This window comes from Paenibacillus sp. Z6-24 (genome assembly GCF_054161335.1).
Genome location: NZ_CP096398.1, coordinates 3,814,867 through 3,828,539, shown reverse-complemented (window position 1 = coordinate 3,828,539; position 13,673 = coordinate 3,814,867). Strand labels below are relative to the sequence as shown.

General features: G+C 47.4%; 8 protein-coding genes. 3 read left to right on the top strand and 5 right to left on the bottom strand.

Annotated features, from left to right (window positions below; translation table 11 throughout):
* Nucleotides 1–338: 338 nt before the first annotated feature.
* Together M1D61_RS16655 and M1D61_RS16650 are read left to right on the top strand one after the other, a co-directional pair.
* Nucleotides 339–3,563: a S8 family serine peptidase gene (locus M1D61_RS16655; protein ID WP_458119745.1), complete on the top strand. Its 3,225-nt coding sequence runs from the start codon at nucleotides 339–341 to the stop codon at nucleotides 3,561–3,563.
* A gap of 324 nt (nucleotides 3,564–3,887) precedes the next feature.
* Nucleotides 3,888–7,160, top strand: coding sequence for a S8 family serine peptidase (locus M1D61_RS16650; protein WP_458119744.1), 3,273 nt, complete (start codon nucleotides 3,888–3,890; stop codon nucleotides 7,158–7,160).
* Nucleotides 7,161–7,512: 352 nt separating this feature from the next.
* Here M1D61_RS16650 and M1D61_RS16645 read toward each other — a convergent pair whose 3' ends face one another.
* From M1D61_RS16645 to M1D61_RS16635, 3 genes are all read right to left on the bottom strand, one after another.
* A complete protein-coding gene (locus M1D61_RS16645; protein ID WP_458119743.1) occupies nucleotides 7,513–8,037 on the bottom strand; it encodes a hypothetical protein in 525 nt (174 codons plus the stop codon).
* Between the two features lie 359 nt (nucleotides 8,038–8,396).
* Nucleotides 8,397–8,822 carry a GNAT family N-acetyltransferase gene (locus tag M1D61_RS16640; RefSeq protein WP_458122539.1) on the bottom strand — a complete coding sequence of 142 codons (426 nt, stop codon included), beginning with the start codon at nucleotides 8,820–8,822 and terminating at the stop codon, nucleotides 8,397–8,399.
* 246 nt (nucleotides 8,823–9,068) lie between these two features.
* On the bottom strand, nucleotides 9,069–10,373 hold the full coding sequence (locus M1D61_RS16635) for an alpha/beta hydrolase family protein (protein WP_458119742.1): 1,305 nt from the start codon (nucleotides 10,371–10,373) through the stop codon (nucleotides 9,069–9,071).
* Between the two features lie 191 nt (nucleotides 10,374–10,564).
* Between M1D61_RS16635 and M1D61_RS16630 the strand changes: the two genes are divergently transcribed.
* Complete coding sequence (locus M1D61_RS16630; protein WP_458119741.1) at nucleotides 10,565–11,149, top strand: TetR/AcrR family transcriptional regulator; 585 nt, start codon at nucleotides 10,565–10,567, stop codon at nucleotides 11,147–11,149.
* 705 nt (nucleotides 11,150–11,854) lie between these two features.
* On the opposite strand, the gene M1D61_RS16625 is transcribed toward M1D61_RS16630, so the two are convergent.
* Both M1D61_RS16625 and M1D61_RS16620 read right to left on the bottom strand, forming a co-directional pair.
* The gene (locus M1D61_RS16625) at nucleotides 11,855–12,166 is read right to left on the bottom strand and encodes a DUF6171 family protein (protein WP_458119740.1); all 312 of its coding nucleotides are present in this window, start codon (nucleotides 12,164–12,166) and stop codon (nucleotides 11,855–11,857) included.
* An 11-nt stretch (nucleotides 12,167–12,177) separates the two neighbouring features.
* Nucleotides 12,178–13,665, bottom strand: a complete 1,488-nt coding sequence (locus M1D61_RS16620) for an alpha-N-arabinofuranosidase (RefSeq protein WP_458119739.1) — start codon at nucleotides 13,663–13,665, stop codon at nucleotides 12,178–12,180.
* Nucleotides 13,666–13,673: the final 8 nt, after the last annotated feature.

Sequence of the window (13,673 nt, the reverse complement as noted above, 5' to 3'; positions counted from 1 at the left end):
TCTCCATATAAGGGTATATTTATACGAGCATTTCAGTTCCTGAACAGTGAACGGAAATGCTTTTTTTGTATATAAATATGTAAAATGTCCTTATATATTGTGCAGTTTGATAAAAAAGCACTTTTTCATTATAAGTAGCGCAAAATTTATCTATACATGGATAAAATATCTAGCCAGTGGTTAATTCAGGTGGTAATATAATGCTATGTAATAAAATATTCCTATAATATAGAAAAGGGGGTTAATAAAGCTTACATAAGTAGATGATGGTGGAAATAGGGGTATTATCGGGAGTCTTGACAATTGAATAACCAAATTGATGAAATGAGGGACGAAATTTGACTAAATCACATGTTCTCCGCAAGTTATCTGTGGTATCCATGGCTGCTCTGCTCGCAGCAGGAACAGCTTGGTCTCCGAGTGCAGCCTATGCAGCAGAAGAAGGTACAGCCGTATCTCCGTATCTGCTGGACCAAAAACAGCTGCCCGATAAGTTAATCAGCCTGACTTCAGGCGAGACGAACGTCATTTCACCCAAAATCAATACGAAATCCAGTCAAACCGTCCGTGTCATCGTTCAGCTGACCAACCAGCCGGTAGCAGTCGGTGAATATGCGGCTCAGATGGGCATTCGTTCCATGGCTGCCGAGTCTACCGAGAGCGCTATCAATTCACAGCAAAACTCCATTGTGAAGCAGGCGCTGGACAAGGGCATCAATCTGCACGTCAATTACCGTTACAATACGGTATTGAATGGTATGGAAATCTCCATTCCGGCCAACCAGATTCCAAAGCTGGCTGAACTATCCGGTGTCAAATCCATTTATGAAAACAGCACATACTACACGATCCCTGTTCAGGAACCGCCAACTCTGACAGCGACAGCCAAACAAGCTACATATGACCCTGCACCATTGAACCTGATTGGTGCACAGCAGGCCTGGAACAAAGGCATTACCGGTAAAGGCGTCAAAGTCGGTGTTATTGATACCGGCGTTGATTACGAACATCCAGATCTCAAAAGTGCCTACAAAGGCGGTTATGACTCTGTGGACAAAGACTTCGATCCTTATGAAGACCGGCCGTTATCTGTAGATGAAGATCCTTATGGTACTGGTTTTGAAGGAACTTCCCATGGTACACACGTATCCGGTACCATCGTGGGACGTGCCGAGAACAAAACCAGTGATATCGTGCAAAAAGGGGTGGCCTACGATGCGAATCTGTATGCCTACCGTGTACTGTCCCGTAACCCGGTGACCAACCGTGCTTCCGGCTCATCCGCACAGGTCATTGATGGCATCGAGCATGCGGTCAAAGACGGCATGGATGTAATCAACCTGTCCCTGGGCTCCGATACGGAAAAGGATGTTAACTCCCCGGATTCCGTAGCGATCAACAACGCCGTACTGGGCGGCGTAACGGCAGTCGTAGCGAACGGTAATGCAGCAGATTCCGGCTACTACTACTATTCCATGGGCTCACCGGCAAGCTCCCAGCTGGCCATTTCCGTAGGGGCATCATCGATTCCTTTTGCCACCTATACAGCGACCGTATCCGCGTCCGTATATGGACATAAAGGTGCAGCTGTAAGCGAAGATGTATACGGCGGTCCATCCGCGAAGTCCTATGGACTGAATGTAATGAGCTGGTACGTATCCAGCAGCAACTTTGCCGAAATCCTCGGTACGGATGCCCTTGAAGGTGTATATGTAGGTCTGGGCGCCGAAGCGGATTATGCAGGCAAGGATGTCAAAGGCAAAGTGGTACTGATTTCACGTGGTAATCTGCCATTTGTCGATAAAATGAAAAATGCCAAGGATCATGGTGCCAAAGCGGCGATTATCTTCAACGGTAACTCCAAGGCAAGCAATCCGAATGAAGCGGATCTGTCCGAAAGTATCCCAGGACGCGACAGTCATGTAGGCGCGACCGGATTTATCGGCGAAGGATTCGACTATGTACCAACCTTCGATATGGCGGGTGCGGAAGGCCGTGCACTGGCAAGAGAGGCACTGGCTTCCGAAGGATCACTTGAATTCACATTTGGCGATCAATATCCAAAAGACGAAGTACGCGGTGATACGATGGCTTCCTTTAGCTCCCGTGGACCGAATCAGGATGGACTGCTCGGTATCAAGCCGGACGTATCTGCACCAGGGGTAAATATCCGCTCATCCGTACCTGCCTATGGCAAGTACATTAAGGATGCTTCCTACAGCAGAGCGTATGAGCGTCAAAATGGTACAAGTATGGCTTCGCCACACGTAGCCGGTATGGCTGCACTGCTCAAGCAGGAGCATCCAAACTGGACACCGTTCGATATCCGTGCCGCTCTGGCGAATACAGCGGATACGCTTTATGATCTGTCCAATACACAGTATGATGTCTATTCCCAGGGTGCCGGACGTGCGAATGTAGGGACTGCAGTCTATACACCGGCTGTTCTGCAGACGGTAGAAGACATCACGATTCTCGACAAAGACTGGAATCGCAAGACGATTACCAACTACAATCCATCAGCTGCTTTCGGTACAGTAGCGGCAGGAAGTGCAACCCAATTCAAAGAGCTGCAGGTGAAAAACACTTCCTTCTCGACCATTACGTACCAGGCGAGTGTGAAGATGCATAATAATGTCACTTCCGATCCGTATGAGCCGATTGCTACACCGGATGTGAGCAATATTGAAGCGACCCTGCAAGGTCTGAATGCAGGTAATTCCATTACGGTCGGTGCGAACTCGGCTTCCGAGTTTAATCTGGCAGTGAAACCTTCTGCAGCCGCAGCGACAGGGGTGTATGAAGGTGAAGTCGTCCTGACAGCGAACGGATACCCATCACTGCATCTGCCTTTCGTTATCCATGTAGGTAACAGCGTGCCGGATGCCGGATTGGGTGTGCAGGAAGTGGAAATCAGCAACACTGTGATCCGTATGGATGACAAGCAGGATTCCACAGATATCGGATTCCGCCTGACCGCTACCGATTCCAACGTGCTTGAACTGAATGTCTATAATGTTGAGGATGAATATGTCGGCACACTGGTTCAGGTCATCCAGGCTCCGGGTGAAAATGGTTATCCGGTATTTGCACCAGGATACTACCGGTTTAATAATGTCGATAACATCTACATCAGCCAGAAGGCTTCCGGTGGATATGAGTACAAAGCGCTGGATAAAGGCGTATACAAACTGGAGATCACGGCATACAACATTGATCAGTACGGCAAGATCAATCAAGACTCCATCAAACGTGCTTCTTCGTCCTACCGCATTGCCGGTACGGAAAAAGACCGCGTAGCTGCAGCTACCAAGCAGTTCAATTATATTCTCCAGGGCAACAATACCCTTGGCAAACCCTTACTGGACCTGCCAGCGGACAAGCGCCTGGAGTACAAAATTCTGTCCAGCAGTGATGACAAGTATGTAAACGACAGCGGCGTACTGATCAAATACCCGTATACCGACTATCGTATTGCCAGACTGCAAATCCAGATCAGCTCCAAAACAGATCCGTCCGCAACCAAGACGGTCAACGCACTCATCAAAATCACAAAACCCTAGCGTTTGGCAGTATAAACGCGACCCAATTCTAATGGAAAAGTGATTTTTGCGCAGCAAAATATCTTACATCCAGCGTTTGGCAGTATAAACGCGACCCAATTCTAATGGAAAAGTGATTTTTGCGCACTCTTCTCGCAGACATGGAGGTACCATCAGGTGCACATGTACGCCGGAAGAGTGCTTTTTTTATATTTCTACCTAAAGGTTGATGACAAGACCGTCTCCAATGAATACAATTTATGGAGAAAATAGCTATTCACCAGTCACCTGTAGTGATACGATATGGCTGCGGGAAATGGGCAAGTATAATAAGGAAACGAGGGAATGTATTTGAAAAAGTTACATGTTCTGCGCAAGTTGTCTTATGGTTCACTGGCTGTACTGATCACAGCCGGACTGGCCGCATCCCCGGGAGCAGCCTATGCAGCATCCGGAAGTCTCTCTTCTCCATATATACTGGAGCAGAAGAGTCTGCCGGATAAACTGCTGAGCCTCACTTCGGGTGAGACCAATGTGATCTCGCCGGAGATCAACACGAATTCCAGCCAGCGTACCAATGTCATTGTCCAACTGACTACACAGCCGGCGGCTGTCGGGGAGTATGCTGCGACGATTGGACTGGAATCCGTAGCTGCCGAGTCGACAGAAAGCACGGTCAACTCACAGCAGACATCCATGATCAATCAGGCACTCGCCAAAGGCATCCAGCTAAAGGTCAATTATCGTTACAATACCGTACTTAACGGAATGGAGATTTCGATTCCGGCTAACCAGATTCCCGTTCTGGCCCAGCTGCCGGGCATCAAGTCCATTTATGACAATAGTGCAGTGTACCATATTCCGGTAGAAGAGAAGCCGCAGACTGCAGTTCAGGCCACCTATGATCCATCCGCACTGTCACTGATCGGAGCGCAGACCGCCTGGTCCAAAGGGCTGACCGGTAAAGGGGTAAAAGTCGGCGTTATTGATACAGGTCTGGACTATCTGCATCCGGATCTGCGCAAAGCTTACAAAGGCGGATACGATTCCGTTGACAAAGATCGTGATCCTTATGAGACCCCGCCTATTAGCATTGCTCAGGATACATACCGACTGGGATATCCGGGAAGTCTGCATGGTACTCATGCCGCAGGTATCATTGCCGGCCGTGCGGAGAATACGACCAGTGAAGTGGTACAGAAAGGGGTAGCCTACGATGTGGACCTCTATGCGTATCGGGTAGCTTCTCGCAATCCGGCAACGAACAAGGAAAGCGTCAATTCGGCTACACTTATCGATGGTATTGAGCATGCCGTCAAGGATGGCATGGATATTATCAATCTGTCCCTCGGCATCAGTACCAACAAAGATGTGAACTCACCGATCTCTACGGCAGTCAACAATGCGGTGCTGAGCGGTGCGACAGTCGTGGTTGCCAATGGTAATGATGCTGCCGCAGGCCCTTATTATTACTCGGTCAACTCTCCGGCTACTTCCCAGCTGGCGATCTCGGTTGGCGCTTCATCCATTCCATACCGTCTGTACCAGGCAACGGCAACTGCCTCGGTCTATGGAGATAGTGGATTGCGTACCTTGACGTCTTCCACAGAGAAAGGCCAAACGGTCGGCGATGACGTGTATGCCAACTCATCCGCTGCGCAGACCTATACGCTCAATGCAATGGCATGGAAGCTGAACCGCGAAAATTTTGCCGATATTATCGGTACAGGAGCAGTGCAGGGAGTCTATGTGGGACTCGGCGGCGAGGCGGATTACCGGAACAAAGATGTAACGGGCAAAATTGTACTCGTTTCCCGCGGTAATATGCAGTTCGACGACAAAATCAAAATGGCTGCCAAACATGGCGCACGTGCCGTTATTATATTTAATGGCAATGCACAGGCAGCTCATCCGGATCAAGCTGATCTATCGACAAGTATCAATGGGCGTGATGGCTATCTGGGTGCAACTGCCTATATTGGAGAAGGATTTGAATATATCCCTGCTTTTGATATGAGTGGAAAAGAAGGACGTGCTCTGGCACGTGCTGCAGTGGCGCATTCGGAGCAGCCGCTTCAATTCCGTTTCAGCGGAGATTATCCAAAAACGGAAGTCGCCGGTGATCGGATGGCTGACTTTAGCTCACGCGGCCCGAATCAGGATGGACTGCTCGGCATCAAGCCGGATATGGCTGCACCGGGCGTGAATATCCGTTCGACCATACCAGCCTATGGCAAATATATTCAGGACGCCTCTTACAGCCAGGCGTACAAGCGTGAGAGCGGTACGAGCATGGCAGCACCAATGGTAGCAGGCATGGCTGCCCTGTTGAAGCAGGAGCATCCGGATTGGACGCCTTTTGATATCCGGGCAGCGCTTGCCAATACTTCGGATCGTCTGTCTAACGAAACGGGCAAAGCCTATGATGTGTATTCCCAGGGTGCCGGACGCGCCAATGTTAGTGCAGCCGTCTACACACCGGCTGTGCTGCAGACGGTAGAGCCGGTCACCATACTGGATAAGAACTGGAAACGCCAGACCATTACCAACTACAATCCATCCGCCGGATTCGGTACAGTACCGGCAGGCGGCAGTGAACAGCTGAAAAAGCTTCAGCTCAAAAACACGTCCGGTACAGCCGTAACCTACCAGGCGAGTGTGAAGATGCATAGCAGCGTAACTTCCGATCCATCCCGTCCGGTAGCAACACCGGACACAAGCCAGATCAATGCGCGTCTGCAGGGTCTGGCAGCAGGAGATACGATTACCGCGAGCGCACATTCCTCGTCCGAATTCACACTGGCGGTACAGCCTTCTATCGGTGCAGTAGACGGTGTGTATGAAGGAGAGGTTGTATTGACCGCTACCGGATATCCGTCACTGCATCTGCCATTTGTAATCCATGTTGGTCAGGATGCTCCTGATATCGGCCAGGGCATTCAGGATATCTCGATCAGCAATACCGTTATTCGCATGAATGGCAAAGAAAATTACGCAGATATCGCTTTCCGGCTGACTTCTACAGATGCCAATGTACTGGAACTGAATGCGTACGGTCTGGATGGTAAATATGCCGGTACACTTGTGCAGCAGGTAAAAGAACCAGTAAATGGAGCTTACCCGATTTATACGCCGGGGTATTATCACTTCAATCATATCGATAATGTAGCAATGGCACTGAACGCTTCCGGTCAGACGGTATTCCAGGCACTGCCAAAAGGGGTATACCAGCTGGAAATCGCAGCCTATAACATCGATGAGACAGGCAACGTCAAACGCAGTTCCACCAAACGTGCCAATCTGTCCTACCGGATCGTCGGCACGGAAGCTGATCGTGTAGCAGATGCTGTGCGGCCTTTTAACAAGATTCAGAATGGTAACCATACGCTGGGCCAGCCTGTACTGACACTGCCGCAGGATGAGCGGTTGGTATACACAATTGTCTCCAGCAGCGATGATAAATATGTGGATGATAACGGCGTACTGATCAAGTACCCGACAGGCAGCTACAGCATCGTCCGTCTGCAGATCCAGATTAGCTCTGCTGTCGATCCGAGCGTATCCAAGACTGTTAATGCGCTGGTGAAAGTAGAGGGAGTAAAGGCTAAAACGAAGTGATTGGTTAGAAGTAACTGGTTATAATGAAGAAAAGCGTATAAAGAAGAACTTGTAGCGAAGGACACCTCAAGAAAAATGTGCAGATAAGAGCACATGAGTAGTATGTAATGTAAAAAGATATGCGAAATAAGAAAAAGCACGTTTGCTCTATCGGTCAGTTTCCAGTTCAGATTTAATGAAATGGAAGCATTCCTGGAGCAAGCGTGCTTTTTTGGTTTATCCATTTTGAACGATTGAACGATTGAACGATTGAACGATTGAACGATTGAACGATTGAACGATTGAACGATTGAACGATTGAACGAAGCGGAGCAGCAATCAGGATGCTGGCTGCCCGGTTTATAGCGGATAATTAATCGCTCACTCCGAGCTGGTGATACAGCAGCTTTTGCTGTTTCACAGCCTCATCGTATTTCGAATTCTCCGGCTGTTCCAAAATGTACATCAGATCATCGTGGAAGTCCTGCATCATGTACCCTTCCGGCAGGTCTTCGAACAGGCTGTGGAAATCAGCTGTGGGGAGTTCGGTTTCTCCCGCGGCAGTATGCTCCAGCCAATCGATCCAGTCGGATACCGAGAGTACGCCTGTCATGCACAGATCTTCCTGCAGGCTGATACAATCCTGCAGCCTTTCGTAGCTCTCCGGTTCGGCAAAGCGGCGGAAAGCCTGTACTACGGTTGTATACAGCGCATGGGCGGCTTCAGCAGCTTCGCCTTCCAGCGGATGCTCCAGACGACTTGAGAAATCATCGGCCGTAATCTGGCTGCCTTCGTCATACAGCAGCGGTACGACAGAACATTGATGCAGAATGTCTACTAATGTATCTTCACTGATCTTGCCTTCGGCAAATAATTTTGCCAGTTGATGTGGGGACATAGAAACCTCCATAACATTTATAATCCATAAACTCCGACCTGCCAGAGACAAAGGGGAGCACGGTTTTCCTATCAAATAACCAGTATGGATTATACACTAACCACAAGCAAATAGCATGCTTTTAAGAACACTGTTTGTAATGCTTTCTTCGTAATCATTGTTGTCTAACCGCTCCGTGCCGTCTAGAGTAACCGGGAAAGGAGAGCGTTGTGAACCGTAGCTGCTATTTCTTCTGATTACATAATTCTCCTTGTTGACAAACAAACAGCGATGCAAAGATTGCGTCGCCCTTTCAATACAAAGTTCTCAATCTATACATATAACAGCCTCAGATTTTTTTCGTTACTTCTCGAATAATATTACGACTCGTGCTTTTTGAAAAGTTTGGGCGAGTAAAATAGAGAAAGTAACTTTCCAGTAAAGACACGAAAAAGCGTTTTATACTCATCAAAGCTTACATGATCACCATAGACAAGCACCTCATACGTGTATCCATATTCGCTTATATAAAAAGTCGCGTTTCTAAAGCCATTGCGTACATAGAAGACTTTACGTTTATGTCGCTGCTCGTAGTTATCTGCGGTCTCCTTCACCTCTTCGATATTCAGTATAATCCGATTACCGATATAACGTTTACGAATCATCGAGAGAATCATGGTCCCATATCCTTTGGATCGTACTTCGGAAGAAGTAGATAAGAACAACACGAATGTAAGGTTCTTATGAGTAACCAAATAGGCGAAACCGACAAAAGTCTCCTCATCGTAATAAACCAAGAAATCCACATGTTTTTTTGAGCTTTCCAAGTCAGAAACCACATTGGAATTCTCTCATTCTGAGGAAATGAATGGGTATATAAACGGGTCAATCGATCCATATCTTTGAAGCCCTTACCTACAGACTCTACTCGCAGCAACGTAACGACCTCCTTGTCTTGCTCCGGAAATTCAGGAAACAGTAGTGTGTCTCAGACAAGCGTAACCGTACATCGACTTGAGACACGCTACTGTTTTTGTTATGAAGTTCAATAATTATTTCCTTCTTGATAACTTTCCGAATTCTTTGATCGTAGTAGTCAAATAGTCGAGAGCCGGCGTATAGTGGTCGCCTTCATATTCATACAGGGTGACATCCGATCCCAGCTTTTTAAACGTATTGTAGGCATTTAGACTATTGAAATGGGGCACAATCTCGTCATTTTTGCCCGAATGGAACATGATTTTCGCTTTAGGCTTCCATCCATTAATCAAGCTACTGTTTTGAATCGCATAAAGGAGTTCGAGATCTTGTCCGCTTAGCAACCGTTCTAAGAAAACCGGATTGAAAATCTCACTGATCTTATCAGAAGGCGGCATCAGTGCATCAAGAGAATTTTCGACTTTATAATTCCAGACGTCACTGTAAGGCCGATTAATATGATTGAATTTGAGCAGTGTATAAAGGGTCCAATTATAAATACCGATATTTTCACTTACACTTTCAGTTTCTTCACTTGGACTTTCCATTGCTTCACCTACACTACTCTCAATCATTGATGGAATATCATAAGGCCCTGCCAACGCAGATGTAGCGACAAGGTTGAAGGTTTGAGGGGAATCTTGCTCGATTTTCTTCTGCGTCGCAAGAGCAGCCCCCGCTCCTTCAGACCACCCGGTCAAGAATACTTTATTGTCCGTTTTTATGCTTAAGCGTTTCGTTAATTCTTGTGTGGCTTTCAGCATATCAACTGAATATTCAGCCAGTTGAGGACCGAAATTGTATGGATGATCCAAGTTTTTGGATAGATTATAACCTGCATAATCCGGAGCGCTTACCACATATCCTTTTGAAGCAAAGGTAAGCACCATCATTCGAACTTCATCAAATCCCGCCTGGGGTTGAGCTTTTTTTCCACGGTATAGAGAAGGAGCATCATTGGATCCTTCTCCTTCGGGAGCGGGAACAGGTAGCATGGTTCCATGGTGATATTGCAAGAAAGAAGGTTTTGTCTTTCCACTAGGAATAGAGACCAGCCCTGATAGAACAACAGGTTCTCCATCATATAGGGACGTGTACGATACGGAATATAAGGTGACTCCGTAGGCTAAAAGCGAGCGAATATTGGTTTCAGGATTTAATTGATGAATTTGCTTGGTCGACAGCTCTGCTACCTTTTCGTAGCTGACCAATTTCCCTCTTTCACTTGGATTCAAATGAGAAGAACTTTCCAGATTCACCTTGCTTTGAGATGCAGCCGACGTTGTAAGTGTAGAGTATTGTTGCTGTGCATAGGTTGGAACACTGATTCCAGCCAACAAAGCAGAAGTCAATATCGTAGATACAAGTGTTTTATTCATGTTTATAGGCTCCTTTAAATTCTTTTTCGTTTTTTTTAAACGAAAAAGCGCGTTGTCGATTGACATATTCAATATAATAACGTTACACTTGTACCGACAAAACAATTGTAACGTCGAGATGATTATAACTTCGTTTTCCAATACTAGTCAACGAGTTGCACCTCGGCCTAAACAAAAGGCGGGTAAATGTAATGTCCGAAAAAAGAACCGAATTACAACGAATGGAAGTCCTGCGTTTGTCGAATTTGGAGTCAAATCGCATCACCAAAGAGTGCTTGGAATCGGCACTCATTTTTTTGATGAAGGAAAAAGCATTTAACGAAATTTCGATCACGGACATCGTCAAAAAAGCTGGGGTTTCGAGAACCGCTTATTATAGGAACTATTCTTCAAAAGAAGATATTCTCAATCATTTGTTGGAAGACGTTGTAGACACCACATTTCATGCTATGAATGCGTATGACCCTGATCAAGAGACTTATCATTACTGGTATTCCATGTTTAAAAATGTTAGGCCTCATGCGGAAACCTATCAACTTCTTCTCAAAGCCAATTTCGGCGAGACGCTGCTTTTTCAGATTACGCAAAAAGTAAAAGAAAGCATCCCAGCAGATTATGCAGCAGAAAAATATGAAGCGATCTTTTGGAGCGGTGCTGCCTATGCGATCTTGACCGAATGGATTCAAAGCGGCATGAAGCAGTCCGAGAAAGAGATGGCCAAGTTATGCTGTGCAATTACGGGTGGTACCGTCGATTCATCCAAGTCCTCATCCTAAGTTATTTGATTTGAACAAATAAGCACTCGCTGCCTGGGCTTGTACGCCCGCAGTGAGTGCTTATTGTGCTTACCGCATAAATTATAAATATTATATTAAACTCTATTTACTAAAAAAGGAGTTTACCTAATGGTTGCTCTTTTTTGAATACATGCTTTTACATACACCATTCGCTGGTGAAGCTGCCTTTCGTTCCGATCCCTGCTACTTGACCGCTCAAAGTCGTCAGGAGCCACCGGGAAAGAGAAATGTCCCCCCAGGGCCGATTCCTTTTGATAGGAAGCACAGGGTGGCCATCAGCTTGGGAAGCCGCTTTGGCTGGAGAGCTAACCGTCATGCAGTGTAAGTGTAACCGACCGGTTGGTCGGATCTCGGCCGCTCCACATAACTTGCTTACTTCACGTGCAACAAAAAAAGAACGGCTCGTGTTTGAGCCGTTCTTTTAGCCTTCTTTAATAGTGCTGGATATATTGAGCATATAAGATTAGCAGCAAATAAACAAACTGCACCCTCCTTAATCTATTGGAAGGTAACCTTCATAAATAACTTTTCCAGCAACTTTTCCGATTAAAAGGTATAGGTTTATTGCACATGTACCTATATTACCGTCTCCAATGTCTCTACAATAGTATGGAAACGAGCAGAGGCGGAGAAGCCTGGAAAACTTAAAACAACCCTAAGCCCAAGCCATAAGCTATTTGTCTCTTATACCTCTTTGTCTTTGTATGCCTCACTCTGCCACTGTGAGCCGTAGGGCGAAGGACAGCAGGATGCAGCCAGACGGGTGCGGATATGAACGAGACAGCCGCAGTGCTTGCAGGTCGTACCGTACTGCAGCGAAGGGCAGGACATGCATGTCTCAAATCGCTGCTGCTGAATCTCTCCGGCAGCCAGCTCCTCCGGCGCCTTGCCCTGCAGCGCGATGGTAATCAAGCGCTGAATCTTTTCCTCTGACAGCTGGGGGCTGCGGTTGCAGCCTTTGCAGCCATGCTCGGCTGCTGTACGCTGATACATCATGACTGTTCCAATCAGGACAGTGTGATCGCAGCGACCGAAGCTGGCGGCAGCTGGAAGGTCAAGGTGCCATCTGCAGACAGGGACACTTCAAGCGACGCAGGTTTTACTTTTTTCGGCTGTTCGAACGTGTTATGGGCATTCAGTTCATCGGCACTCAGCAGCTGGCCTACAGCAGTACAGGCCGCGGAATCTACACCTTCGATCTTGCAGGAAAAGGATTCATTATCCGCATGACTCAGGTTACAGATCGTCAGGTGGATTTTACCAGTCCGGTCCTTGGAAGCAGCAGCGCTGATTTTGGCAATGGACTGCGCACCCAGCTTGTATTCAGGGCTCTCGTATTGCAGATCCAGGCGTTCGCTGTCCTGATGAACCTGATACATATCAAATACATGATATGTGGGCGTCAGCAGCATCCGGTCGCCTTCAGTCAGAACCATTGCCTGCAGCACATTGACCATCTGGGCGATATTGGCCATTTTGACCCGGTCCGAGAATTTGTAGAACAGATTGAGGTTGACCCCGGCGACAAGAGCATCACGCATCGTATTTTGCTGGTACAGAAAGCCCGGGTTAGTGCCTGGCTCCACATCAGTCCAGATTCCCCATTCGTCGATGATTAAGCCAACTTTTTTGTCCGGATCGTATTTGTCCATAATCTTGGAATGCTTGGTGATCAGTTCTTCCATATGCAGGGTAAGCCGGAGCGTCTGGAACCACTCTTCCACCGTAAAGTCAGTGGCAGAGCCTTTGACCGGGAAAAACTCGCCGGATGGAAGCGTATAGTAGTGGAGGCTGAGTCCATCCATCAGATGGGCGGCTTCGCGCATCAGCACTTCGGTCCAATGATAATCATCCACATTCGCACCGCAGGCGATTTTGTAAATTTTATTCTCATCATAATTGCGCACATAGGTGGAGTAATGTCTGTAAAGATCCGCGTAATATTCCGGACGCATGTTGCCGCCGCAGCCCCAGTTCTCGTTGCCTACGCCAAAGTACGTCACTTTCCACGGCTGATCCTGTCCGTTTTGACGACGCCAGTCTGCCATCGGCGACGTACCGCCCTGGGTCATATACTCGACCCATTGCTGCATCTCATGTACTGTGCCGCTGCCCACATTGCCGCTGATATAAGGTTCTGTATCGAGCAGCTCACAGAGTCTTAGGAACTCATGGGTACCAAAGTGGTTGTTCTCCTCGACACCGCCCCAGTGATTGTTGACCATGCGCGCGCGCTGCTCACGCGGGCCTACACCATCTTTCCAGTGGTATTCATCAGCAAAGCAGCCTCCTGGCCAGCGCAGCACCGGAATATGTAATTTTCGAAGCGCTTCCAAAACGTCGTTGCGAATGCCTTCCGTGTTTGGGATGGGAGAATCTTCCCCTACCCACAGACCTTCATAGATACATCTTCCGAGATGTTCGGCGAACTGTCCATGCAGATGGCGGCTGATAACACCTTTGGTCTCTTTTGCATTCATATTCATATTAATCATAAATGAAT